22 protein-coding genes are annotated in these 23641 nt (G+C 61.9%); 12 read left to right on the top strand and 10 right to left on the bottom strand.

What is annotated here, in order from left to right; all coding sequences use genetic code 11:
- Position 1: 1 nt before the first annotated feature.
- The 4 genes from GA0061102_RS09615 to GA0061102_RS09600 form a co-directional block, all read right to left on the bottom strand.
- Positions 2-1117, bottom strand: coding sequence for an ABC transporter ATP-binding protein (locus GA0061102_RS09615; protein WP_092846286.1), 1116 nt, complete (start codon positions 1115-1117; stop codon positions 2-4).
- A 4-nt stretch (positions 1118-1121) separates the two neighbouring features.
- Positions 1122-2093: a carbohydrate ABC transporter permease gene (locus GA0061102_RS09610; RefSeq protein ID WP_092846284.1), complete on the bottom strand. Its 972-nt coding sequence runs from the start codon at positions 2091-2093 to the stop codon at positions 1122-1124.
- Positions 2090-3040 (bottom strand): carbohydrate ABC transporter permease, encoded by a 951-nt coding sequence (locus tag GA0061102_RS09605; RefSeq protein ID WP_092846308.1) that lies wholly within the window; start codon positions 3038-3040, stop codon positions 2090-2092. The genes GA0061102_RS09610 and GA0061102_RS09605 overlap by 4 nt, the downstream gene beginning before the upstream one ends.
- Before the next feature lie 99 nt (positions 3041-3139).
- Positions 3140-4402 (bottom strand): ABC transporter substrate-binding protein, encoded by a 1263-nt coding sequence (locus GA0061102_RS09600; protein WP_092846281.1) that lies wholly within the window; start codon positions 4400-4402, stop codon positions 3140-3142.
- A gap of 213 nt (positions 4403-4615) precedes the next feature.
- Here GA0061102_RS09600 and GA0061102_RS09595 point away from each other — a divergent pair, with 213 nt between their 5' ends.
- A complete protein-coding gene (locus tag GA0061102_RS09595; RefSeq protein WP_092846279.1) occupies positions 4616-5809 on the top strand; it encodes a LacI family transcriptional regulator in 1194 nt (397 codons plus the stop codon).
- 303 nt (positions 5810-6112) lie between these two features.
- Here the strand turns inward: GA0061102_RS09595 and GA0061102_RS09590 are convergent, their stop codons facing one another.
- The 5 genes from GA0061102_RS09590 to GA0061102_RS09570 are packed head-to-tail and all read right to left on the bottom strand — an operon-like array spanning position 6113 to position 11214.
- The gene (locus tag GA0061102_RS09590; RefSeq protein ID WP_092846277.1) at positions 6113-7423 is read right to left on the bottom strand and encodes an aspartate aminotransferase family protein; all 1311 of its coding nucleotides are present in this window, start codon (positions 7421-7423) and stop codon (positions 6113-6115) included.
- The gene (locus tag GA0061102_RS09585) at positions 7423-8241 is read right to left on the bottom strand and encodes an N-formylglutamate amidohydrolase (RefSeq protein ID WP_092846275.1); all 819 of its coding nucleotides are present in this window, start codon (positions 8239-8241) and stop codon (positions 7423-7425) included. Before GA0061102_RS09585 ends, GA0061102_RS09590 begins: the two co-directional genes overlap by 1 nt.
- Positions 8242-8255: 14 nt before the next feature.
- The gene (locus tag GA0061102_RS09580) at positions 8256-9602 is read right to left on the bottom strand and encodes a glutamine synthetase family protein (protein WP_092846273.1); all 1347 of its coding nucleotides are present in this window, start codon (positions 9600-9602) and stop codon (positions 8256-8258) included.
- Positions 9603-9624: 22 nt separating this feature from the next.
- Positions 9625-10287 (bottom strand): cysteine hydrolase family protein, encoded by a 663-nt coding sequence (locus tag GA0061102_RS09575; protein WP_092846271.1) that lies wholly within the window; start codon positions 10285-10287, stop codon positions 9625-9627.
- A 45-nt stretch (positions 10288-10332) separates the two neighbouring features.
- Positions 10333-11214, bottom strand: a complete 882-nt coding sequence (locus GA0061102_RS09570; protein WP_092846269.1) for a MurR/RpiR family transcriptional regulator — start codon at positions 11212-11214, stop codon at positions 10333-10335.
- Between the two features lie 168 nt (positions 11215-11382).
- On the opposite strand from GA0061102_RS09570, the gene GA0061102_RS09565 reads away from it, so the two are divergent.
- The 5 genes from GA0061102_RS09565 to GA0061102_RS09545 all read left to right on the top strand — a co-directional run bounded on the left by GA0061102_RS09565 (position 11383) and on the right by GA0061102_RS09545 (position 16894).
- Positions 11383-13263 (top strand): branched-chain amino acid ABC transporter ATP-binding protein/permease, encoded by a 1881-nt coding sequence (locus GA0061102_RS09565; RefSeq protein ID WP_092846267.1) that lies wholly within the window; start codon positions 11383-11385, stop codon positions 13261-13263.
- A 20-nt stretch (positions 13264-13283) separates the two neighbouring features.
- Positions 13284-14438, top strand: a complete 1155-nt coding sequence (locus GA0061102_RS09560) for an ABC transporter substrate-binding protein (protein WP_092846265.1) — start codon at positions 13284-13286, stop codon at positions 14436-14438.
- Positions 14439-14535: 97 nt separating this feature from the next.
- A complete protein-coding gene (locus GA0061102_RS09555; RefSeq protein WP_245297956.1) occupies positions 14536-15273 on the top strand; it encodes an ABC transporter ATP-binding protein in 738 nt (245 codons plus the stop codon).
- Between the two features lie 22 nt (positions 15274-15295).
- Positions 15296-16183, top strand: coding sequence for a branched-chain amino acid ABC transporter permease (locus tag GA0061102_RS09550; RefSeq protein WP_245297955.1), 888 nt, complete (start codon positions 15296-15298; stop codon positions 16181-16183).
- 270 nt (positions 16184-16453) lie between these two features.
- Positions 16454-16894 carry a lipid-binding SYLF domain-containing protein gene (locus GA0061102_RS09545; protein WP_092846263.1) on the top strand — a complete coding sequence of 147 codons (441 nt, stop codon included), beginning with the start codon at positions 16454-16456 and terminating at the stop codon, positions 16892-16894.
- A gap of 85 nt (positions 16895-16979) precedes the next feature.
- Here the strand turns inward: GA0061102_RS09545 and GA0061102_RS09540 are convergent, their stop codons facing one another.
- A complete protein-coding gene (locus tag GA0061102_RS09540) occupies positions 16980-17930 on the bottom strand; it encodes a LysR family transcriptional regulator (RefSeq protein WP_092846261.1) in 951 nt (316 codons plus the stop codon).
- Positions 17931-18028: 98 nt separating this feature from the next.
- Between GA0061102_RS09540 and GA0061102_RS09535 the strand changes: the two genes are divergently transcribed.
- From GA0061102_RS09535 to GA0061102_RS09510, 6 genes are read left to right on the top strand one after another with little or no spacing between them, the layout of a single operon-like run.
- Complete coding sequence (locus GA0061102_RS09535) at positions 18029-18904, top strand: dioxygenase family protein (RefSeq protein ID WP_092846259.1); 876 nt, start codon at positions 18029-18031, stop codon at positions 18902-18904.
- Positions 18901-19962 carry a maleylacetate reductase gene (locus GA0061102_RS09530; protein ID WP_092846257.1) on the top strand — a complete coding sequence of 354 codons (1062 nt, stop codon included), beginning with the start codon at positions 18901-18903 and terminating at the stop codon, positions 19960-19962. Before GA0061102_RS09535 ends, GA0061102_RS09530 begins: the two co-directional genes overlap by 4 nt.
- A 56-nt stretch (positions 19963-20018) precedes the next feature.
- The gene (locus tag GA0061102_RS09525; protein ID WP_092846255.1) at positions 20019-21299 is read left to right on the top strand and encodes an ABC transporter substrate-binding protein; all 1281 of its coding nucleotides are present in this window, start codon (positions 20019-20021) and stop codon (positions 21297-21299) included.
- Positions 21300-21348: 49 nt separating this feature from the next.
- Positions 21349-22068 carry an ABC transporter ATP-binding protein gene (locus tag GA0061102_RS09520; RefSeq protein ID WP_092846253.1) on the top strand — a complete coding sequence of 240 codons (720 nt, stop codon included), beginning with the start codon at positions 21349-21351 and terminating at the stop codon, positions 22066-22068.
- The gene (locus tag GA0061102_RS09515; RefSeq protein WP_092846251.1) at positions 22068-22790 is read left to right on the top strand and encodes an ABC transporter ATP-binding protein; all 723 of its coding nucleotides are present in this window, start codon (positions 22068-22070) and stop codon (positions 22788-22790) included. The genes GA0061102_RS09520 and GA0061102_RS09515 overlap by 1 nt, the downstream gene beginning before the upstream one ends.
- Complete coding sequence (locus tag GA0061102_RS09510; RefSeq protein WP_092846249.1) at positions 22777-23640, top strand: branched-chain amino acid ABC transporter permease; 864 nt, start codon at positions 22777-22779, stop codon at positions 23638-23640. The genes GA0061102_RS09515 and GA0061102_RS09510 overlap by 14 nt, the downstream gene beginning before the upstream one ends.
- Position 23641: the final 1 nt, after the last annotated feature.

The following is a 23641-nucleotide window of genomic DNA, read 5'->3' as shown; positions in this document are numbered from 1 at the left end:
CTCAAGCGATCCTTGCTTGTGTTTGTGGATCGAAGAAGACGGCCTTGTCGAGGTTGAAGGCGAGGCGGGCGTGCTGTCCGGCGCTGATGCGGGCATCGGCGCGCAGGCGGGCGACGACCTCCTTGCCGCCGAGCTTGGTGACGGCGAAGGTGTCGGAGCCGGCCGGTTCGACGACCTCGATCAGGCAGTCGTTCTCGGCCAGGGTGCGGGCGTTGCGGTCGGCGCCTTCGGGATCGGTGAGCGCCTCGGGGCGGATGCCGAAGACGATCTGGCGGCCGGCATGGGCTTCGAGCGCCTGCTTGTCCGTGGCGACGGGAAGCTTGATCGCCTCGCCGCCGGCCCGGTCGAGAGAGACGAGAAGGCCGTTGCTGCCCCTCTCGATGGTTCCCGACAGCAGGTTCATGGCCGGCGAGCCCATGAAGTCGGCGACGAACATGTTGGCGGGATTGTTGTAGATCTCGGCCGGCGTGCCGAACTGCTGCACGACGCCGTCCTTCATGACGGCAATCTTCGTCGCCAGCGTCATGGCCTCGATCTGGTCGTGGGTGACGTAGACGATGGTCTTGCCGGTCGACTGGTGCAGGCGCTTGATCTCGATGCGCATGTCGACCCTGAGCTTGGCGTCGAGATTGGACAGCGGCTCGTCGAACAGGAACAGCTTGGGATCGCGCACCAGGGCCCGGCCCATGGCGACGCGCTGGCGCTGGCCGCCGGAGAGCTGGCTCGGCTTGCGGTCGAGCAGATGGCCGATCTGCAGCACCTTGGCGACCTTCTCGATCGCCGCCTTGCGCTCCTCGGCCGGAACGCCGCGCATTTCCATGCCGAAGGCGATGTTGCCGGCAACCGTCATGTTCGGATAGAGCGCATAGCTCTGGAACACCATGGCGATATCGCGTTTCGACGGGTGCAGGTCGGCGATGGAGTGATCATCGACCCGGATGTCGCCCTCGGTGATGGATTCCAGCCCGGCGATGGTGTTGAGCAGCGTCGACTTGCCGCAGCCGGATGGGCCGACGAGCACGAGGAAGCCGCCCTGTTCGAGGTCGAGGTCGATGCCCTTGAGGATTTCCAGCGAGCCGTAACGCTTTCTCAGACCGGATATTTGAAGGAAGGCCATGGGATTATCCTTTGACTGCGCCAGCCATCAGACCGCGGACGAAATAGCGGCCGGCGACGATGTAGACGAGGAGGGTCGGCAGCGCGGCGATCATGGCGGCGGCCATGTTGACATTGTATTCGACCACGCCGGTCGAGGTGTTGACGACGTTGTTGAGCGCCACCGTCATCGGCATGGAATCGCCGGTGCCGGCATAGGCGGAGGCAAACAGGAAGTCGTTCCAGATGTTGGTGAACTGGTAGATCACCGTGACGACGATGATCGGCAGCGAGTTCGGCAGCATGATGCGGCGGAAGATCTGGAAGAAGCTGGCGCCATCGATCTGCGCGGCCTTGACCAGCTCGTTCGGAAACGCCTCGTAGAAATTGCGGAAGAACAGGGTGGTGAAGCCGAGACCGTAGATGACGTGGACGATGACCAGGTTGACGGTCGAGTTGCCGAAGCCGAGCGAGACGCCGATCGTGTCCTGCAGCAGCGTGCCGAAGCGGCCGAGGCTGCCAAGGATGGTGGCCATCGGCAGCAGCACCGACTGGAACGGAATGAAGCAGGCAAACAGCATCATGCCGAAGACGAGCGTATGGCCGGGGAAGCGCCACTTGGTCAGCACATAGCCGTTGAGGGCGCCGAGGATGGTCGAGATGACGACCGCCGGCACGACCATCTTGATCGAGTTCCAGAAGTATCCCTTGATGCCGTTGCAGGTGAGCCCGACGCAGGTTTCGCCCCAGGCCTTGGCCCAGGGTTCGAGCGTCGGCGCCTGCGGCAGCGCCAGCATGTTGCCGTTCTGGATCTCGTCCATCGTCTTCAGCGAGGTGACGATCATGACGAACAGTGGCATCAGGTAGATGACCGCAAAGATCGCCAGCAGGCCGTAGATGACGGCCCGGTTGATAAGGCGGCCTCTGTTGCTGCTTGTATGGCTGCTTGTCTTGCTGCCTGGGGTGCGTGTCGGTGTCGAGTAGGCCGCGGTGCTCATCGAGCCTTCTCCTTCAGTTCGGAATAGAGGTAGGGGACGATGATGGCGGAGATGGTCATCAGCATGATGATGGCGCTGGCCGAACCGACGGCCATCTCGTTGCGCTTGAAGGTGTATTCGTACATGAAATTCGACGGCAGCCATGCCGAGCCGCCGGGCCCGCCGGAGGTCAGCGCCACGACGAGGTCGTAGGATTTGATGGCCATATGGGCAAGCACGATGAAGGCCGACAGGAAGATCGGCCGCAGAAGCGGGATGATGATCCGCCGATAGAGCTGGACGGCCGAGGCGCCGTCGATCTGGGCGGCCTTCATGATCTCGCTGTCTATGCCGCGCAGTCCGGCCAGGAACATCGCCATGACGAAGCCGGAGGCCTGCCAGACGCCGGCGATGACGACGGTGTAGATGACGAAATCCTTGTTCTTGATCCAGTCGAAGTGGAAGCTGGTCCAGCCAAGCTGATGCAATGTCTGCTCCAGACCGAGACCCGGATCGAGGAACCACTTCCAGGCAACGCCGGTGACGATGAAGGACAGCGCCATCGGATAGAGGAAGATTGGCCGCAGCACGCCCTCGCCGCGGATCTTCTGGTCGAGCAGGATCGCCAGCAGCAGGCCGAGCGCCAGGCAGATGCCGACATAGAGAACGCCGAAGATGCCCATATTGGTGATCGAGGTGTACCACGACGACGGCGGATCGCTCTCGAACGTCCAGTTCCAAAGCCGCTGATAGGCACGGGCGCCGGTCAGCCCATAGGAGGGAAAGGTTTTGGAATTGGTAAAGGACAGATAGCCGGTCCAGATGATGAAGCCGTAGACGAAGATGATCGTCAGCAGGAAGCTGGGGGCAAGGACGATCTGCGGCAGCGCGTTTTGCAGGCGCGTGCGCATCGCGGTGCGCCGGGCGGGACGCGTGAGAATGGGATCCGTGGTGACGACGGTGCTCATGATGGTCATCCCTTCAAGGGCCTTCAAGGGGCATGGTGCTGGTCATGATCCTCCCCGCTTATCGGCGGGGAGGAGGAACGGCCGAGGACAGGCCCGCGCTTAGCGCGCGTCGTCGATCGCCTGGACGAGCTGCTTGACGGCTTCGTCGGAGGTCTTGATCTGGCCGTGGACGAACTTGGACACGACGTCCTTATAGGCATTGGCGATCGCCGGCGCGGCGCCATAGCCCTGGGCGAGCGAGCCGACGAGCTTGCCGTCGGCATTGGCGGCCTTGAGGTCGGCCATGCCCTTCTTGCCGCAGGCGTCGAAGGCGGTATCCGGCACGTCGGTGCGGGCCGGGACCGAGCCCTTGACGACGTTGAAGGCCGACTGGAAGCTCTTCGACAGCGTCGCTGCCGCCAGCGCACCCTGGGCCGCCTTGCGGTCCGCCGGAACGTTGAACATGCCGAACATGTCGGAGTTGTAGATCACGCTGCCTTCGGTGCCGGGGAAGCGGTAGCACAGATAGTCCTTGTCCGGGGTCTTCTTGGCGGCGACGAACTCGCCCTTGGCCCAGTCACCCATGACCTGGACGAGCGCATCGCCCTTGATGACCATCGCCGTTGCCAGGTTCCAGTCGCGGCCGGAGAAGTTCGGGTCGACATACTTGACGATCTTGGCCAGGTTGTCGAAGGACTTCTTCATGGTGTCGGACTTCAAAGAGGCTTCGTCGAGATCGTTGAAGGCCTTCTTGTAGAACTCCGGGCCGCCGGTCGACATGACGATGGAATCGAACATCGTCGCTTCCTGCCAGTTCTGGCCGCCAAGCGCCAGCGGCACGACGCCGGCCGCCTTGGCCTTGTCGAGCAGCGCGATCAGATCGTCAAAGGTCTTCGGCTGCTTGCCGCCGATCTTGTCCATGACCGCCTTGTTGATCCACAGCCAGTTGACCGAGTGGACGTTGACCGGAACGGCGACCCACTTGCCGTTATAGACCGAGAACTTCTGCAGCGCCTGCGGCACCGCCTTGTCCCAGCCTTCCTTCTTCGCCGTCTCCGTCAGGTCGCCCATGACGCCGGCCTGGGCGTAGTCGAGCACGGTATAGCCGAGCATCTGCGACGCGGTCGGATAGTTGCCGGCCGCCACCATCGCCTTCAGCGCCGTCATCGCCGCATCGCCGCCGCCGCCGGCCACCGGAACGTCCTTCCAGGCATAGCCCTCCTTCGACAGATCCTGCTTCAGGACATTCAGCGCCGCTGCCTCGCCGCCCGATGTCCACCAGTGCAGCATCTGCACTTCCTTCACATCCGCAGCCCGAGCCGATACGCCCAAACCACCAACCGCCAGCGCCAATACCGCCGTCGTCGTCAGAAACTTTATCATTCTAACCTCCCAATTGTGCAAATCGTCCGAGCGAAGGTTGTCCTCCGCTCCCCTAAAAGCCTCCGTCCTCAGGCGGATGCCATCTGCTTGCGGCCTCAATCGCCGCAAAAGCATTTAAAACGTTACAAATAAGCTCAAGTCAAGATCTCGCTTCGGATTTCTGAAATTGGCATAAATAGCTGAATAGTCTTACTTTTAGCGACGAAATCCTCCATGTCTTCAGGCATACTTACTCAGATATCGGCGCGGAAAACGTTTTCGTTAACGCATTTGCACTTCGTGCCGAAACAGCGTACAAGACGCCGACTCCGATGCAGGCTGAGTATTCTCTTGAAAGATATTCCCGGAAGATCCGCGTCCCTTGCGACGCCCGTGGGCAAAAGCGGAAAGCCGACTCTCCGCACAATTTCCGAGATGACCGGCTTTGCCGTCACAACCGTGTCCCGCGCACTGGGCAATGCGCCGCAGATTTCGGTCGAGACGCGCGAGCGCGTCCACGCAGTTGCTGCTCAAATCGGATATCTACCTGATCGCGCGGCGCAGCGTCTGAAGACGGGCAAGACGAACGTCATCGGCGTCCTGCTTGATCCGCATGAGGAGATCCTGGGCTACGGCATTTCCATAATGCACGGCCTGGCCAAGGCGTTGAAGAATACCGCCTACCACTTGATCGTGACACCGAATTTCATCAACGGAAGCAATATCGAGGCGGTGCAATATCTGGTGCGCAATCGAATGGTTGACGGGCTGATTTTCTCCCGAACCGAACCTTTCGATCCCCGTGTTCGCCTTCTGCTCGAAAATAATTTTCCCTTTGTCACGCATGGGCGGACGGAATTCACCGTTGATCATCCATTCGTCGACTACGATAACTTCAGTTTCGCCTATGAGGCGACCAAGCGGCTGGTCGAACGCGGCCGACGAAAGCTCTTGATCATCCTTCCGCCAAGGCGGCTGACTTTTTCGCAGCATCTGCTGCATGGTTTCATGACGGCCGTTCGCGAAGCGGGGGTCGATTACGAGATCCCGAAGGAGATCGACCTGGACTGTCCGGTGGAACAGATCCGCGACTATGTGAGCCGTCGCGCATCTGAGCCCGGCTTTCCCGATGGTTTTGCCTGCGGCGGTGAGGTTTCGGCCCTAGCGACGATCACTGGCATGGGTGACAACGGTTTTACGCTCGGTGTCGAATATGATGTGGTGGCAAAGCGCACCTCGAAGTTGCTCAGTCAGATCCAGCCCAAGGTCGAGACCATCTATGAAGACCTGACAGACACGGGCGAGCGCATGGGACACGTCTTGCTAGCCAGTATTGCCGGCGATCATACGGTTGAAAGGCAGGTTTTGCTGAAACCTGAAATCAGTTTTCCGATGCTTGTGGGTGTCAAAGAGGATGGACTTCGATGACGGCCCGATGCCCGAACTAGGGCGATGCTGTTTGTCAGACAGGGCTCCGGCTTCCCCGGATATCGACCGCCATCGCTCTCCATGAAGGCTGCCGGCGGGCGGATCAGAGCGTTGGGACACTTTGGAAAATCATAGGGCCGGCGGTTCGGATCCCATCAGAGCATTTCCGCTTTTCTTCGAATCGCGAAGACGCTCTATCTTCTTGTTTCTTTACGCATTGCGGACGGAAAACCGCTGCGCACTTTTCCTGGAAATGCGCTAGGAGCGACCAGCTTGATTTGTTCCCCTGAGTATGCACGCTGTTCACCAGCCCGCAAACTGCGAGATGACTGCGTCTGAAATGGTGGAAAGTTCGGTGAAGGCCTGGTCGAGCAAGTTCACCGCCTGGCTGATTTCGCCTTCTGTCATGGTCAACGGCGGGGTCATTTCCAGGACGTTGCCATTCATGCCGACGTAGTAGAGGACGAGGCCGAGTTCATAGGCGCGGTAGATGAGTTTCGCCGTCTCGGCCCTTGCCGGTTCACGGCTCTGCCTGTTGCGGACCAGTTCTACGCCGCAGGCAAGGCCGCGGCCGCGGATATCGCCGATCAGGGCATGCCGCTCTGCCAGTCGGGCCAATCCCTCGCGCAGCAGTTTGCCCTTGTGCTCGGCTGCCGCCGCGAGGTCTTCCGCTTCGATCGTTTCCAGAACGGCAAGGCCGGCTGCGGCGCAAACCGGATTGCCGTGCAGGGTCTGCATGGCGAAGGCGCTGGCACAGTCGAGGATTTCGGCCGGCGCGATGACGGCCGAGAGCGGCAGCCCGCCGCCGAGCCCCTTGCCGAGCACCAGGATATCAGGCACGAAGCCCTCATGCTCGAAGCAATGCAGGCGGCCGCTGCGGGCAAGCCCCACCTTCACCTCGTCGCAGACGACGAGGATGCTGTGCGCGCGGCAGATATCGGCGAATTTCTGCAGGAAGCCATCGGGCGGCACGATCAGCCCGCCGTCCGACTGGATCGGCTCGATGAAGGCGGCGGCGATGGAACCGGCCGGGACGGCCGCCAGCCTCTCCTTCAGAAGCGCGAGGACCGCATCGCCAGTCGGGTCGCCCTGATAAGGCCTGTAGGGATCGGGATAGGGGAGCAGGATCAGTCCGTCGACCTTTGCGGCATCGGCGTGGACGCTATGGCCGGAAAAGGCCATCGAGCCGACGGTGCAGCCATGATAGGCGCCGATGAAGGCGATGACGCCGGTGCGGCCGGTCGCCCGGGTGATCGCCCGGTAGGTGGCCTCGTTGGCATCGGATCCGGAATGACCGAACCAGACCTTATGCGCGCCCCGGCCGGGAAAGGTTGCCAGCAGCCTTTCGGCAAGCGCCACAGCCGGTGCATTGGAGGCGGAAAGGATGCTCGCGCCGGCCGGATTGGCAACGGCGCGGGAGACGGCTTCGACGATGGCGGGGTGGCCGTAGCCAAGGCTGGCCGCACCCCAGGCGCCGGAGAGATCGATGAGCTCCCGCCCGTCTTCCTCCACGAGCCGCGGCCCCCTGCCGCCGGCGACGGCGAGCGGGAAGAACCGCAGTTTCTGCAGGTTGCCGATCGTCGCCCCGTCGCGCCCGTAGAGATTTCCGGCCATCAGCCATGCTCCTTGAGGGCTGCCTCGAAACAGCGGGTGAGGCGCTCGCCCCATTCGCTAACGCCCGAGAATGTGTCGATCAGGTCGTGCCGCACCTCGATCAGCGCGCCAGGAAGCCCGCGGTCGTCCGCATGGACGGGTACTGTATAGTCCTCGTCGGGATGAATGTTGTAGGGCTCGTTGTCGCCGATGGTGAGGGTGGCTTCGCTTTGCAGCTCGCGGATCAGCGTCTGGCCGAAACCGGCGGCTTCGCCATAGAGGATGCCCGCATGCCAGGGGCGCTGCCTGCCAAAATAGACAGGTGTGAAGGAGTGGATGCCGACCACGAACGGGCGCTTGCCCTCTTCCTGCAGGTGGTCGAGCCGGCGCGCGACGGCGTCGGCAAATGGCGTGAACAATGTGTCGATGCGCTGCTGTCTTTCGGCGTCCGTCAGGTCGAGATTGCCGGGGATTTCCGTCGTCTCGCTGATTTCCGGGATCGCCGAGGGCACGCCGAGCGGCCGATTGCAGTCGATGACGAGGCGCGAATAGTTGGTCATGAACAGCGGCGCGTCGAGCGCGCGGCTGAGATGCTGGGAAAGCGCACTGACGCCGATGTCCCAGGCGATGTGGCGCTGGCGCTCGGCCTCGGGCAGGCCGAGTTCGCCGAGAGCGCGCGGAATGCGGTTGGAAGCGTGCTCGCAGAGAAGCAGATAGGGCGACGCCCCGTCCGGATTGATCACGGCATAGGGCGGCGGCTCGTCGATGGCGAGCAGCGGCTGGCTGGGGTCGTGCTGCAATCGGCTCTCGGACCGCATGATGACCTTAGTCGACGTCATGATCTGTCCATTGCTCAGTAGACGGTCGCGTAGCGCGCGCAGAGGTCTTCGGGCGAAAGCCCGTCGACGATCTCGATCTCCTTGCGCTTCATGGCGAAGTAGCAATCGAGGAAGTCCTTCGGGAACCAGCCGGTCACCACCTCGTCGGCTGCCAGTGTATCGAGCGCTTCGGCAAGGCTCGACGGCAGGCGGCGGATGCCAAGCTTCCTCTGCTCTTCCGGGGAGAATTCTGAAGGGTCGGAGTTGATCAGCGGCGGCTGTTCAAGTCCTGCGCGGATGCCCTCAAGCCCGGCGCGAAGCACGACCGCCAGCGACAGGTGCGGGCTCGCACAAGCATCGGCGGCGCGGTATTCCATGTTGAACTGCTTTGCCGGGTTGCTGCCGGGCAGATCCAGCGTGGGGCAGATGCGTAGCGTCGCCTCGCGGTTCTTTTCTCCGAGGCACGTATAGGCCGCACTCCAGTGGTGCGGCACAAGGCGCATGTAGGAGAGCACGGAGGGTGCGGTGAAGGCGACGAGCGCCGGCAGGTGCTTGATGACGCCGGCCGCGAAGGAGCCGGCGACCTTGGAAAGCCGGCCGGGGCGGGAGGCGTCGAAGGTGACGGGATTGCCGTCGAGGTCTGTGAAGCTGACATGCAGGTGCACGCCGTTGCCGACACCGTTCGGATCGGTCTTCGGCGCGAAGCTGGCATTCCAGCCGAAAAGGGCGGCGACTTCCCTGGTGACGGCGCGGATCGTTGCGCCGCGGTCGGCGGCGACAAGCGCCGGGGCCGGGCGGCAGGTGACTTCGAACTGGTCCTTGCCATATTCCGGCAGGAACATTTCCGGCGCGGCACCGGCTTCCTTGAGCGCGGTCATCAGCAGCGAGCCGAAGGGCTCGGCGCGGCGCTGGGCGCGCAGGCCGAAGGCGGGGGCAGCAGGCCAATCGGCGCCGAGCACCTGGAATTCCTGCTCGACCGCACCGATGACCTTCAGGCCTGCTTCCTTCTCGAAGTCGGCAAGCGTCGCCTTGAGGAAGCTGCGCACGCAGCAATCCCAAGGCTCGCCCTTCAGGTCGGTAATATCCGAGTGGTAGAAATGCAGGGGCGTGACATCCGGCAGGCAGGTTACGCGCGCCTTGCTGGCGGGGTCGGCCATCAGGCGCAGGTCGCCGGCCGAACCCCACGGATTCGGATCGGCGATAAGGTCGAAGGGCGTCAAAGCGAGGTTCGCCGGCACCCAGCCGACACCCTTGCGCAGGTAGTCCTCGATATCGGAGGCTGCGAAGCTGCGGCCGCGGGTGATGCCGGCAATGTCTGTCGTGACGAAGGTCGCAAGTTCCGTCAGGTCGGAGAGCGCCTTGCCGTTGCTGCTGTCGTTCATGCTGTTCCCCTTTTTGAAACGATCAGGCCTGGCCGAGCGCGGTAAGGCGGCGGACGACGGTCTCGGTGTTTGTCGTCCAGCAGTAGCCGGAATAGGCACGAAGGGCGGCCTCGTGGCGTTCCTGGCTGTAGGTGGCGCAGGCATCCTCGACCACGGTGACCAGATATCCGCGATCGGCGGCATCACGGACAGCCATGTCGACACACTGGTCCGTCACGACGCCAGCAATGATGAGATAGCGCGTATAGAGATTGCGCAGCACGTAATCGATGTTGGTCGAATTGAAGACGCCGGAGGATGTTTTCGGCAGAATGATCTCGTTATCGATCGGCTTCAGCGCATCGATCACCTGTCCTTCCGGCGAACCCTTCGGCACATGCATGTCGGAAAGCTTGTGGTCGAGCGAACGGTCGCGGCCGTCGAGCGTCAGGCTTTCGATGATCGTGTGCAGCACGTTGCAGCCGGCCTTGCGGGCCGCGTTGAGGATACGAACCTGGTTCGGGACTACCGTATCGCGCAGGCGCCGGTGATAGTAGCTGGCGGCATCCTGCGGATGGGTCGGGTCGAGGTTCGGCTCGCACCAGATGCGCTGCATGTCGACGAAAAGCACGCTGGTCATGCCGGGTTCGTAGGCGCTGTCACGCCGCAGCACATCCTTGCCGTATTGCACTTCAATCATGGCCATGTCTGTCCTCCAAAGGAAATTCTGTTTCGTCGTTATCGCGGGATCTCACGTCCCGTTGCCGACCGTTGTCGTGTAGGCGTCCTCGGTGATGGCGTAGCTGCGACGCAGCTCTTCCATGCGTTCGATCCGTTGACGCGATTGCGTTGCAAGCCGGGCCGTAAGGCCGGCAATCAGGGCTTCGGTCTGTGCGATGGCCGGGACCATCGTGTCGTAGGGCGACACCGTATCGACGGTTGCCGTCAGGGTGACGGAGGCGAACTGCGCAATCGGCGAAAGCCAACGATCGGTAAAAAGCACGATCCGCGCACCCTGCTTTGCCGCCTGGCTGGCAAAGCGGATGGTGTCGATCTGATACCGTCGATAGTCGTAGACGAAGAGGACGTCACGCTTGCCGAAATCCACCAGGTGATCGACCTGATCGGCCTGCGAGCCGTTGATCCAGCGGGTGTCGGGGCGCAACTGCTTCATATGGGCCCAGAGAAGTCCGGCCATGAAGCCGCTGAAGCGCCCACCCAGGCAATGAACCTTCAGGTTCAGGTCGGCTGCCGCATCGATCGCGGCTTCGAAATCGTCGGGCGGCAGCATATGCATCGACGATTCGAGCGCGTGAATGCTGGCGCGCATGAAGTACTGATAGAAGTTTTCCTGCTCGAGCGAAGGTTTACGGGTGTCGAGCATCGACAGCGGCGAGCTCATTCGTTCCTGCACTTCGCCCAGCAGCGCGGCCTGCAGCTCTGCATAGCCCTCGTATCCCAGCTTGTTGGCGAAGCGCACGACCGTCGGGTTGCTGACGCCGGCCGCCGAGGCGAGGTTGGCAACAGTGTTGAGGGCCGCCGCCGGATAGTTCGACAGCAACTGCCTGACGATCTTGAGCTCGGCTCGGGTAAAATCGATGCCCCCTTCTGTGAGGCGATCTCGAATGGTCACTTCCTATCTCCCCCTGTGATCGGCGTTGGTTCGCTAATCTTCATTTTGTTACATCCTTGCTATCAGTCAACAGAAATTGAAACAAGATTGACATATTGATTTTCTCGATTAACGTTTGTTGCGGGAACGGCCCAAAAAACCTGGGCCTAAAAAATCGGGAGAATTCTGATGGTGCGCATAAGGCGTGGGACCGTCGTCGGGATCGTTGCGACGGTGCTCCCCCTGGTCATTGCGACCCTCGTGGCGCCAGGCCTCTTTCCGGGAGGTGGCGAACGGCTGGTAACGCTGTTCCTGATCTACGTCGTCGCCGTCATTGGTACCTCCGTCTACAGCGGCAATTCCGGTATCATTTCGTTCGGCAACACCGGCTTCATGGCGATCGGCGCCTATTCCGCCGGGCTGCTGACCATCAGCCCGATCATACAAAAGACAGCCCTGCCGCATCTGCCTGCATGGGCGACGGGGTGGGGCATGCCTTTCATTCCAGCGCTTCTCGTCGCGTTGGTCGTTGTGGCGCTGGTGGCGATTGCAATCGGTATTCCGGTGGCACGGCTTGCCGGATCGTCGGCCTCGATCTGCACGCTCGGCTTTCTGGTGATCGTCCATGTCGTGCTTGTTGCATCGAGCGATTTCACCCGCGGCAGCCAGACCTTCTTCGGGATACCGCGTGCGGTGAACATCTGGATGGCCTTGCCGTTCGCGATCCTTGCAGTGGCGATTGCGCGCATCTACCGCGATTCAAGCGCGGGGATGAAGCTGCGCGCCTCGCGTGAAGACGAAATCGCCTCCACCGCCGTCGGCGTGAATGTGCGGCTGCACCGCTTCCTCGCCTGGGTTCTCGGGGCCGTTCTGTCCGGGGCGGCCGGGGTACTGCTCGGTCATTTCATCGGTGCCTTCTCGCCGAAGGATTTCTATTTCAACCTGACCTTCCTGTTGCTCGCCATGCTGATCCTCGGCGGCATCACGACCGTTTCCGGCGCTGTCATCGGCACGGCGGTCATCATGGTGATCGTCGAGCTGCTCAGAAAACTCGAAGGCGGCGTCGATCTCGGTTTCTTTTCCCTGCCGACCGTCTTCGGTCTGACCGATATCGGCATCGGATTGGCGATCCTGCTTGTGATGTATCGTCTGCAGGACGGCCTTCTCGGCGTGCGTGAGATCGACGAGCAGCTGCCATTCCTAAAGCGCCTGGCTGCCGGGAAGGTGCGGCCTGCTGTCAAGCCCGCCACAACGGAAGCATCCAGCGTTGAAGGCGACGTGCTGCGCGTGGAAAATGTCGGCAAGCGGTTTTCCGGGCTCGTCGCGCTCGAGGATGCGAACTTCGAAGTCCGCCCGGGCCTCGTCACCGGCCTGATTGGCCCGAACGGCGCCGGCAAATCGACCCTGATCAACAGTATCTCAGGCGTCGTGCCGCCTTCGACGGGGCGGGTGACCATCGGTGGCATGGATGTCGCTTCGCTGCCGGTTCACCGCGTGCCGATTGCCGGCCTTGCGCGCACTTTCCAGAATATCCGTCTCTTCAAGAACCTGACTGCGCTGGAAAACGTCACAGTCGCCGCAAGCGCGATAGCGCGCGATGGCGCGGATCCCGTCGATCTTGCCCGCGAAGCGCTTCTTGAGGTTGGCCTTGGCGACGTTGCCGACCAGCTGGCGGGGACACTCTCCTACGGTGCGCAACGGCGTCTCGAAATCGCCCGCGCCCTGGCGCTGAAGCCCCGCTATCTGTTGCTCGACGAGCCGGCAGCCGGCATGAACCCGGCAGAGACGATGGAGTTGATGGCCGTGCTGGACCGGATCCGCACGAAGTACCGCCTCGGCCTCCTCGTGGTCGAGCACGATCTCAAGCTCATCATGCGCCTGTGCGATGTCGTCGTGGTTCTGAACAAGGGTCAGCAGATCGCCATCGGTACGCCGGCCGAGATCCAGTCGAATCCTGCCGTGATCGAGGCCTATATCGGCCGCCGCCGCTCGGCTGCAAAGCACGAGCCATCCAAGACCGAGGCGCCCTTACTCAATCTCGATCCGCACACCAGCGGCAAGACAGCATAACAATCCAGAGGAGAATAATAATGAAGTCGACATTGAAGGTTCTGTTCCTGTCAAGCGTGTTTGGCACCATGGCTCTACCGGCCCTGGCTGACGATCTCGTGATCGGGCTGGCCACGGCCCAGACCGGCACTCTCGAGCCTTATGACCAGCCGTCGCTCAAAGGTCTGCAGATGGCGGTCGACGAGATCAACGCTGCCGGCGGCGTTGCGGGCAAGTTCCCGATCAAGCTCGTTGCGAAGGATACCCGCTCCGATGCGGGGCAGACCGCTCTCGTCGCGCAGGAACTTGTCGATCAGGGCATCAGCATCCTGATCACGCCCTGCGATGCTGATCCTTCGATTGCAGCCGGCCAGATCACGCAGGCGGCGCATATTCCGGCCTTCTCGTTCTGCGCGACGACACCGACCATGCCGCTGGCTGTCGGCGACTATATGTTCGGAAACTATCCCGCCGACAACGTGCAGGCCGCCGTCCTGGCAGGCTATGCCACGGATAAGGGCTTCAAGAAAGCCTATATCCTGAAGTCTCCGGATACTGCCTATACGCTGAAGCTGCCGGAATATTTTGCCTCGAGCTTCAAGGCTAAGGGCGGCGAACTCCTCGGCGAGGGCACCTTCAGCATGGGCCAACAGGACTTCAGCGCCGAGGTGACGAAGATCAAGGCTCTGAACCCCGCGCCCGACGTCATCATGACGGCTGCCTATGAGCCTGATTTCCCGGCCTTCATACGCCAGCTGCGCGGCGCAGGCGTCAACACGCCGATCCTCGGCAGCGACGGCATCGACTCGCCCACCACCTTTGGTCTTGGCCCGCTCGTTGACGGCGTCGTCTTCACCACCGCCGGCTTTGCCGTCGAGGGCAGCCCGCTTGCGGCTTTCAATGCGAAATACAAGGCCAAGTCCGGGCAGGATCCGGATACGGTCTACATCGCGAATGGCTATGATCTCGGTAAGGTCATCGAGGCAGCCGTCACCAAGGCCGGCAGCATTGAACCGACCGCTATCCGCGATGCCGTCGCCTCTCTCGAAGGTGTAAAGGGTGTGACCGGCGCCATTACCTATGCCGGCACCAAAGGGATGCCCTTGCGTTCGGTCTCGCTGGTCCGCATTGACGGCGGCAAGCGCTCGCTGGTCAGCCAGGGCGTGCCGAACGCCGCGGATGTTCCTTCTCCGTGATCTGAACGACATGCCCCCGGCGCTTTGCCGGTGGCATGTCGCCGGAATGAATTCGTTCTATGGCTCAGGCGCAGAGGCTGCGGCAAGGATTTGCCCGATGATGATGAGTAGAATTTCCGACCAGGACCCCTTGCTTGATGTTAGCGGGCTAAAGGTTGCCTATGGCCCGGTCGAGGCTCTGAAGAGCGTCGATCTCCAGGTTCGCAAAGGGCAGATCGTGACGTTGCTTGGCGCCAATGGCGCCGGCAAGAGTTCGACGCTCAACGCGCTTGTCGGCCTCGCGCCGAAGAAGGCCGGCAAAGTGACTTTCGGCGGCAAGGATATTTCAGCGCTTCCGCCGGAGACGATCGTACGCATGGGCATGACGCTGACGCCGGAAGGGCGCCGCATCTTTCCGAGCCTCAGCGTCGACGAGCATCTCCTCCTCGGCGGCGCGATGCATAAGGGGAGAGGGGCCATCGATGCCGTGCGCGAAGACATGTTGTCGCGCTTCCCGATCCTGAAGGAGCGTTTGCATCAAAAGGCGGGATCGCTGTCCGGCGGCGAGCAGCAGATGCTGGCGATTGCCCGCTCGATGATGTCTTCGCCGGATCTGCTTCTGCTCGATGAACCGTCGCTCGGTCTTGCACCGCAGATCGTCGACCAGATCTTCGAACTCATTTCGGGCCTGCGCGAGCGCGGGCTGACGATCCTGCTCGTGGAGCAGAACGTCTCTCTTTCGCTCGAGATCGCCGATGCCGGCTATGTGATGGCCAATGGCAGGGTCGTGCTCTCCGGCACTGCGGCCGACCTTCGCAATTCCACCGAAATCCAGGGCGCCTATCTGGGCGCTTGACCGGCAAAAGGGAATTCATCTCATGGACATGTTTCTGCAGCAGCTGGTCAACGCGCTCAGCCTTGGTGGCACCTACGCGCTTCTGGCGCTTGGTCTTGCCGTCGTCTTTTCGATCATGGGCCTGATCAATTTCGCCCACGGCGAGCTCATGACGGCGGCCGGATACGGCCTCTGCTTTGCGCTGATCGTCGGCCTGCCTTTCGGGGTGGCAATTGTCGTGGCATTGGCGGTCGCGATCGTGCTGGTACTTATGATGGAGCGCACGGCCTTCCGGCCGGTTCGCGGCGCCAGCGGCACCACCTTGCTTCTGACCAGCTTTGCCGTCAGCGCCATCCTGCGCGTGCTCTTCCAGAATTTCGTTTCGGCGCGCCCGAAGCCCGTCCCGATGCCGATGAGCCTTTCCGGCACGATCGAGATCGCAGGACTGCATATCGGCATCATCCAGGGGATCTCGATCCTGGTGACCTTCATCATGCTGGCGGGATTGAACCTTTTCCTGCGAACCACCGTGCTTGGCCGGGCCATGCGCGCGGCCTCCGAGGATTTCGCCATCGTGCGCCTCATGGGCATTCGCGCCAATGCCGTCGTCGCCACGGCCTTTGCGATCTCGGGCCTTCTGGCAGGCGTTGCGGGCATTCTCTGGGTGGCTCAGCGCGGCAGCGTCGATCCGCTGATGGGTTTCCTGCCTGTTCTCAAGGCCTTCATCGCCGCGATCATCGGCGGCCTCGGCAGCCTGTCGGGGGCGGTCGCGGGTGGCTTCCTACTGGGCTTCATAGAGGTCTTTCTGCAGGCATATCTGCCGGAAAGCCTGCTCAGCTACCGCGACGCCTTCACCATCCTACTCGTCATCGCCGTGTTGCTCTTTGCTCCGCAAGGCCTGATCGCACGCAAGACGGTAGTCAAGCTTTGAAGCACCGTTTGTGTGGTTCGCTGGCCATTAGCGCTGATGCCGATAGAGGGGATCTTGCGCGCATCTGGTTATATCGCAGATGCCGCATTTGGATCGATGCTCGCTAGATTTTTGCTGTGCGTCCTCGGCTCGTGGCGGCCTTCCCGCATGCAGATTCAGTTCGCGTGGTTGGAACTAATGAGGGCGCTAAACTGTTCTATGGTAAGTTTGATCCGACGCTGACGTGCCCGGCCGACCCTGGGTAAGCGGCGCTCTTAAGGAGTTCGCATCATGAAGATTTCGTCCAGATTTCGTTCAGTCGCGTTTGCCGTCATCGCGGCCACGGGAGTAAGCCTCGCCGGCGCAGCGCATGCCGATAGCGGTACGATCCGCTTCGCCGTCTACAAGGCGGCCTTCTTCGTCGGTGGCTCCGGAGGCGAGGGCACGCTGACCTTTCATGGCCGTCACTATCCCGTCTCGATCGGCGGCATCTCTGGCGGCCTCGCCTTCGGGGCTTCCAAGACCTATTTCCAAGGCGCCGTTCGCCACATTCGCCGCGCCGGAGATGTAACGGGGGTCTACGGAGCCGCGGGCGGTGGCGGCGCCGTCGGCAAAGGAGCCCAGGTCATCGTCATGACCAATGAGAAGGGAGCCCAGCTCGAACTCTCAGGCAGGCAGGTAGGCCTGCAAATCAACGCCGATATCAGCGGCATGAGCATCACGGTGAAGTGACGGCAGCGCGCCGTTCATCATTCCTCGGATGGGCCCGATTTGGCGATTGAGCCCTTCCAGGGACTATCCGCTCCACACTTATTGCTCAAATTCCCCAGATCACGGCCTCTTCATGGCGCTTGATGAGATGGCGAAGGTCCTGGAAACCGGTGCGCACGAATTCCGCGAATTGATCGACGGCGGGCGCACGCGGGGCGTCGATGCGCTTGAGGATCGCTAGCGCGCGCTCCGGGTGAGGAATCGTGATCGGCAGTGCGGTGATCGTCTTTTCCTTGCGCTGCGCAAATACGACGCTATGCGGCATGATCGTCAAGGCATCCGCGGCTTTCAGATAGTTGATCACGCTCATGAGCGACCCGCCTGAGAAGCGGATCTTGATTTCGGTTGCGCCGAATGAGAGCAGCAGGGCGCGCAGATCCGCAAGCAGCGGGCTGCCTGGCGGCGGCGCGATCCAGGGATAGTCGAGAAGGTGGCTCGGCTGCGGCCGGCGCTTGAGAAGCAGCGGATGCGTGATCCGGCAGGCGACGACATTGCGTCCGGGAAGAATCTGTTGAAATTCGAGCCCGGATCCTTCGTCGAGAATGTCGATCGGGCAGATCGCAAGATCGATCTGGTCAGCCTTGAGCGCCGCGCGCAGGTCCGGAAAATAGCCATAGCTCTGGTCGATGCGCACATCCGGATGGCTCGCCTGGAATTCGGCGCACAGTCCGGTGATCAGCGCATCCATGAAGAAGGGCGTGCCGCCGATCCGCACGACACCGCTTTTGCCCACCCTGAAACTTTCGACGAGATCGGATGCCTTGCGCGAAGCCGCCAGCATGACCAAGCCGTGCTCGGCCAAGGACAGGCCGAGCGGCGTCGGCTGCAGCGGGCGGCGACCCTTGATGAAGAGCGGCTCGCCGACGCGTTTTTCCAGCATCGAAAGGGTACGCGAAACGGCCGGTTGCGCCAATCCCAGCAGGGCGGCACCCTCCGTCACGCCGCCCGTCTTCACGACCGCAGCAAGTTGAATAAGGTGGCGTTCGTCGAATTTCATAACGATCCGTTATACTGATGCGCAACAAAATCATCAATCCATGTTCTTTCTGCTGCTAATGTGCCTTCAACCTGCACAGCGGATTTTGGAGGATGAGCATGGCGGGGCATGCCAAGGCGCTCACATTCAGCGAGGCGACGTCGTCGGAGGTCTTCTCCGACCGGCTTTCCGCAAATGGCGACGGCAATCTGCCGCGACTGCTCGCTGCCGTCGTGACCCACGTGCATGATCTCATCAAGCAGTTCCGCCCGACCCAGGACGAGTGGCGTCAGGTCATCGCATTTCTGACCGAGGTGGGACACGCTTCGGATGAGAGGCGCCAGGAATGGGTGCTTCTGTCTGATCTTATCGGTGCGTCGGCATTGGTGGAGGAGATCAATTCGAGGCGTCCAAAGGCAGCAACGCCCAATACCATTCGCGGGCCATTCTTTCGTAACGATGCGCCGGAGCGGAGTTCCGGCTCCTCGATCTCGCTCGACGGCGTCGGCGAGCCGCTGATGGTCTCCGCGCGGGTAGAGGATCTGGACGGTCTGCCGATTGCCGGTGCGGAAATCGTCACCTGGCAGGCCAATGGTGAGGGCTTCTATGAAAACCAGCAGCCCGATCTCCAGCCGGAACATAATCTCCGCGGCCTTTTCCGCGCGGATGCTGACGGACGCTTCCATTATCGCTCGGTAATGCCGTCAGGCTATGGCGTGCCGGACGATGGACCTGTCGGGCGGCTGCTGGCCGAAGCTGGCTATCCGCTGCGCCGTCCTGTGAATTTGCACTTCGTCATTCGGGCGAGGGGTTTCGAGACGATCACGACCCATATCTACGATGCGAGCGACCCGCATCTTGGCGAAGACGCGCTCTTTGGCGTGCGGCCCGAACTCGTCGCCCGCTTCGAGCCTGTCGATATCGACGGAAAGCGTGCCAAGGCGGTCAACCTCACCTTCGTCATGGTGCGGACAAAGCCGGGGAGAGTAGGATGACCCAAGATTTTTCTTTTGCAGGTAGCTCAGCCCAGATCGTCTTCGGCGTCGGCAGCCGCAACAAGGTGGCGGAATGGATAGCGAAAGTCGGCTGCAAGCGGGCTTTGGTGCTCGCGACGCCGCATCAGAAGGCGGATGCGGAGGCATTGGCCTCTGAGATCGGCTCGCTGGCTTGCGGTGTCTTCTCAGGTGCGACCATGCACACGCCCGTCGAGGTTACAGAGGCGGCGATGAAGGTGGTGGCGGAAACAGGGGCGGACTGCGTCATTTCCCTCGGTGGCGGATCGACCACCGGGCTCGGCAAAGCGATTGCCTACCGCACCGATCTTCTCCAGATCGTCATTCCGACGACCTATGCCGGATCGGAGGTCACGCCGATCCTTGGGCAGACTGAAGGCGGCCGGAAGACGACGGTGCGCGATGCCAGGATTCTGCCGGAAATCGTCATCTACGACCCCTCGCTGACGCTCGGGCTGCCGGTCGCGATGAGCGTGACGAGTGGCCTTAATGCCATGGCGCATGCCGTCGAAGGGCTCTATGCGCGGGATCGCAATCCGATTTCGAGTCTGATGGCGCTGGAAGGCCTGAGGGCCTTTGCGCGAAGCCTGCCTGTTATCGTGAATGATCCGAAAAATGCGGAGGCTCGCAGCGATGCGCTTTATGGCGCCTGGCTCTGCGGCTCTGTGCTCGGCACCGTCGGCATGGCACTGCATCACAAGATTTGCCACACGCTTGGCGGCTCCTTCGATACGCCGCACGCCGAAACCCATGCGGTGATGCTGCCGCACACGGCTGCATTCAACGCAGATGCCGCAGCGCCGGAACTGGCGGAAGCAGCCGGTATTTTCGGTGGTTCGATTGGCGGCGGGCTCTGGGATTTCGCCAAGGCGATCGGTGCGCCGCTGTCGCTCAAGGAATTCGGGCTGACGGAGGCCGATCTCGATCGTGCTGCTTCGGTCGCCGTCGAGAATCCCTACTGGAACCCGCGACCGATCGACCGGGAGTCGATCCGCACGCTTCTGCAGGACGCATGGGAGGGCCGGCGGCCGAAGGACTGAGACATAGGCGCCCGTGGGCGCACTCTTTGGGAGGAGAGACAATGAGGGGAGGAAGCATGTTCACGAGACGCGACTTTCTGAAGACGACGGCTGCCGGCGGTGCGCTGCTCGCAACCTCGGGCCTGGCCATGCCTGCGATCGCCAAGAATACGGCGATCAAGCTCGGCTATGTCAGCCCGCAGACGGGGCCGCTCGCCGCCTTCGGCGAAGCCGACAAGTTCGTCATCGATGCCTTCCTGGCGACCACGAAGGCAAAGGGCTTCAACTACGAGGTCGTGGTCAAGGACAGCCAGTCGAACCCGAACCGGGCCGCAGAAGTGGCAAAGCAACTGATCGTCGACGATCAGATCAACCTGATGCTGGTTTCCTCGACACCGGAAACGACCAATCCGGTCTCCACCACATGCGAGGGCGAGGAGATGCCTTGCATTTCGACGGTCGCGCCGTGGCAACCCTGGTTCATCGGCCAGCAGGGCAATCCGGGCGACCCCGCCTCGTGGAAGCCGTTCAACTATGCCTATCACTTCTTCTGGGGTCTGGAAGACATTATCGCGGTCTTCACCGGCATGTGGGGCCAGATTGAGACGAACAAGAAGGTGGGCGGTCTGTTTCCAAACGATGGCGACGGCAATGCCTGGGGCGACAAGGTCGTCGGTTTCCCGCCAGTCCTCGAAAAGCTTGGCTACGGGCTGACGGATACCGGCCGCTACCAGAATCTCACGGATGATTTTTCCGCGCAGATCAACGCCTTCAAGCAGGCCGGCACCGATATTCTGACCGGGGTGATGATTCCGCCCGACCTCACGACGTTCTGGAACCAGGCCAAGCAGCAGGGCCTCAAGCCGAAGGTCGCCTCGATCGGCAAGGCGCTTCTCTTCCCGCAGACCGTCGAAGCGCTGGGAAATGCCGGGCACAATCTTTCGACCGAAGTCTGGTGGACCCCGACGCATCCATTCACGTCGTCGTTGACCGGCGAGACCGCATCGGCGGTCGCGGCTGCCTTTACGAAGGCGACCGGCCGCCCGTGGACGCAGCCGATCGGCTTTGCCCACGCACTGTTCGAACTCGCCGTCGACGTCATGAAGCGGACGGAAGATGTAGGCGATGCCAAGGCGGTCGCCAAGGCGATCGGTGAAACGAAGCTCGATACGCTCGTCGGCCCGATTGCCTGGGGCAGCGAAAAGCTTCCGCCATTTGCCCAGAAGAATGTCGCCAAGACGCCTCTGGTCGGCGGCCAATGGCGGCTGAAATCGGGCGGCGGCTACGATCTCGTCGTTGTCGAAAACGGGCTGGCGCCGAATGTGCCGCTCGGCGGCAAGCTCGAAGCTCTGGCGTGAGAGGAGAGCTGCCCGGCATTTGGTCGGGCAGTCTCCAGGGAGAACGACAATGCCCATACTGGAACTGAACGGAGTCTCGAAATCCTTCGGCGCGCTCGTTGTCGCCGAGGATATCGGCTTCTCGGTCGAGCCGGGGGAAGCACTTGGGATCATCGGGCCGAACGGCGCCGGCAAATCGACGCTGTTCAACCTGATCAACGGCAACCTCTCCGTGGCGCGCGGGTCGATCCGCTTTGACGGGCGTGATGTCACCCACACGCCGCCGATGCAGCGCTGCTTTGCGGGCATGGGCCGCACCTTCCAGATCCCGCAGCCCTTCGAACGTTTGACTGCTTATGAAAATCTGCTGGTCGCCGGCGCATTTGGGGCACAGGCGACCGAGAGGAACGTCTCGGATCTTTGCGCAGACATTCTCGTCGAGACCGGCTTGATCGCCAAGGCGAACATGCCTGCTGGATCGCTGACACTCCTGGAACGCAAGCGCCTGGAATTGGCCCGGGCCTTGGCGACCCAGCCGAAGCTGCTGCTGCTCGACGAGATTGCAGGCGGCCTGACGGAAGGCGAATGCCGTCAGCTCGTCGCCACCATCAAGCGGGTTCACCAACGCGGCGTTGCGATCATCTGGATCGAGCATGTGCTGCATGCGCTGACGGCGGTGGTTCAGCGCATTCTCGTGCTGAATTTCGGCCGGGTGATCGGCATCGGCGAGCCCGACGCGATCATGGCCTCAAGTGAGGTGCGCGAGATCTACCTGGGGATGGAAGTCTGATGGCAAGCCTCATCGAAACCTGCGGCCTCATGGCTTCCTATGGAGATTTCCAGGCTGTGCTTGGCGTTGATCTCCATCTGGAGGCCGGCGAGACCATTGCCGTCATCGGGGCCAATGGCGCGGGAAAATCGACCCTCATGCGCTCGATTGCCGGCGTGATCGCCAACAGGCCCGACATGGTCCTGCATCGCGGCGAACCGATCGGGGCGATTGCCGCTTCCGATGTGGTCCGCCGAGGCATCGCGCTTGTGCCGGAGGGACGGAAACTGTTCCCGTCGCTGACGGTCGAGGAAAATCTCCAGATCGGCCGCTATGGCCGCCGGATCGCCGGACCTTGGACGCTCGACAGCATCTATTCACTGTTTCCGGTTTTGAAGGAGAGACGCCGCAATCCGGCAACCGCGCTTTCCGGCGGACAGCAGCAGATGGTCGCGATCGGCCGGGCGCTGATGTCCAATCCCGAAGTACTGCTCTGCGATGAGCTGAGCCTCGGTCTAGCCCCCGTGATCATCAAGGACATCTACGCCGCCTTCTCCCAGATCCGGGCCGCAGGTGCGGCCATCGTCATCGTCGAGCAGGATATCGCCCAGGCGCTGAAGGTTGCCGACCGTGTCTATTGCATGATGGAGGGTCGCATCACCTTGACCGGGCGCCCGGCCGAACTCGATCGCGCTGACATCCATGCGGCCTATTTTGGAGCGGACACCCATGAACTGGCTTGATACGCTTCTGCAAGGTGTTCTACTCGGTGGCCTTTACGCGCTGTTTGCAGCAGGCTTGAGCCTCGTCTTCGGCATCATGCGACTCGTCAATCTCGCTCATGGCGATCTCATCGTGCTGGCGGCCTTCCTGATCCTGGTGCTTGTCTCCTTCCTCGGGCTTAATCCCTTCCTGGCTGCGCTGATCGCCGCACCGCTGATGTTCGCCGTCGGTTGGCTGCTGCAATATCACCTGCTGAATCGAACGCTCGGCAAGGACATTCTGCCGCCGCTGCTCGTCACTTTCGGTCTGTCGATCGTGATCCAGAACGGACTTCTGGAAGGCTTCACAGCCGACAGCCGGCGTATCTCTGCAGGTGCTTTGGAGACGGCCTCGCTGCAATTTGGCGGCGTCAGTGCCGGCCTGATGCCGCTCCTCACCTTTGCTTCGGCCGTCCTCGTCATCGTCGGACTCAACCAGCTCATCTACCGCACCGAGCTCGGTCGCGCCTTCCGCGCCACCTCGGATGATGTTGTCACGGCGAGCCTGATGGGCATCCGGCCCAATTCCATTTTCGCCATTGCCACAGGGCTTGCGATGATGATCGTAACTGTCGCGGCGCTCTATCTCGGCATGCGCGCGAATTTCGATCCGACGGCAGGGCCGGCACGACTGATCTATGCCTTCGAGGCTGTCATCATCGGCGGTCTCGGCTCGCTTTGGGGTACGCTTGCCGGCGGTATCATCCTGGGAGTTGCCCAGACGATGGGAGCGGCGATCAATCCCGAATGGCAGATCCTTGCCGGGCATATCGCCTTCCTGCTCGTGCTGCTCTTCCGGCCGCGCGGTCTTTTCCCTCGGGCAGTGGATTGAG

Source organism: Martinezella miluonensis, assembly GCF_900094545.1.
Taxonomy (GTDB): Bacteria; Pseudomonadota; Alphaproteobacteria; order Rhizobiales; family Rhizobiaceae; genus Rhizobium; species Rhizobium miluonense.
Note: the sequence above shows the minus strand (reverse complement) of the source record. Positions and strands in the feature narration are given on the sequence as shown.

Bases quoted from the DNA above. Each gene is read 5' to 3' on its own strand.
- GA0061102_RS09525 (WP_092846255.1), top strand. From the start codon at position 20,019: ATGTTCACGAGACGCGACTTTCTGAAGACGACGGCTGCCGGCGGTGCG.
- GA0061102_RS09550 (WP_245297955.1), top strand. From the start codon at position 15,296: ATGGACATGTTTCTGCAGCAGCTGGTCAACGCGCTCAGCCTTGGTGGC.
- GA0061102_RS09615 (WP_092846286.1), bottom strand. From the start codon at position 1,117: ATGGCCTTCCTTCAAATATCCGGTCTGAGAAAGCGTTACGGCTCGCTG.
- GA0061102_RS09540 (WP_092846261.1), bottom strand. From the start codon at position 17,930: ATGAAATTCGACGAACGCCACCTTATTCAACTTGCTGCGGTCGTGAAG.
- GA0061102_RS09515 (WP_092846251.1), top strand. From the start codon at position 22,068: ATGGCAAGCCTCATCGAAACCTGCGGCCTCATGGCTTCCTATGGAGAT.
- GA0061102_RS09595 (WP_092846279.1), top strand. From the start codon at position 4,616: ATGTCTTCAGGCATACTTACTCAGATATCGGCGCGGAAAACGTTTTCG.
- GA0061102_RS09510 (WP_092846249.1), top strand. From the start codon at position 22,777: ATGAACTGGCTTGATACGCTTCTGCAAGGTGTTCTACTCGGTGGCCTT.
- GA0061102_RS09565 (WP_092846267.1), top strand. From the start codon at position 11,383: ATGGTGCGCATAAGGCGTGGGACCGTCGTCGGGATCGTTGCGACGGTG.
- GA0061102_RS09560 (WP_092846265.1), top strand. From the start codon at position 13,284: ATGAAGTCGACATTGAAGGTTCTGTTCCTGTCAAGCGTGTTTGGCACC.
- GA0061102_RS09535 (WP_092846259.1), top strand. From the start codon at position 18,029: ATGGCGGGGCATGCCAAGGCGCTCACATTCAGCGAGGCGACGTCGTCG.
- GA0061102_RS09530 (WP_092846257.1), top strand. From the start codon at position 18,901: ATGACCCAAGATTTTTCTTTTGCAGGTAGCTCAGCCCAGATCGTCTTC.
- GA0061102_RS09520 (WP_092846253.1), top strand. From the start codon at position 21,349: ATGCCCATACTGGAACTGAACGGAGTCTCGAAATCCTTCGGCGCGCTC.
- GA0061102_RS09610 (WP_092846284.1), bottom strand. From the start codon at position 2,093: ATGAGCACCGCGGCCTACTCGACACCGACACGCACCCCAGGCAGCAAG.
- GA0061102_RS09605 (WP_092846308.1), bottom strand. From the start codon at position 3,040: ATGAGCACCGTCGTCACCACGGATCCCATTCTCACGCGTCCCGCCCGG.
- GA0061102_RS09545 (WP_092846263.1), top strand. From the start codon at position 16,454: ATGAAGATTTCGTCCAGATTTCGTTCAGTCGCGTTTGCCGTCATCGCG.
- GA0061102_RS09575 (WP_092846271.1), bottom strand. From the start codon at position 10,287: ATGGCCATGATTGAAGTGCAATACGGCAAGGATGTGCTGCGGCGTGAC.
- GA0061102_RS09580 (WP_092846273.1), bottom strand. From the start codon at position 9,602: ATGAACGACAGCAGCAACGGCAAGGCGCTCTCCGACCTGACGGAACTT.
- GA0061102_RS09555 (WP_245297956.1), top strand. From the start codon at position 14,536: ATGATGATGAGTAGAATTTCCGACCAGGACCCCTTGCTTGATGTTAGC.
- GA0061102_RS09590 (WP_092846277.1), bottom strand. From the start codon at position 7,423: ATGGCCGGAAATCTCTACGGGCGCGACGGGGCGACGATCGGCAACCTG.
- GA0061102_RS09585 (WP_092846275.1), bottom strand. From the start codon at position 8,241: ATGACGTCGACTAAGGTCATCATGCGGTCCGAGAGCCGATTGCAGCAC.
- GA0061102_RS09600 (WP_092846281.1), bottom strand. From the start codon at position 4,402: ATGATAAAGTTTCTGACGACGACGGCGGTATTGGCGCTGGCGGTTGGT.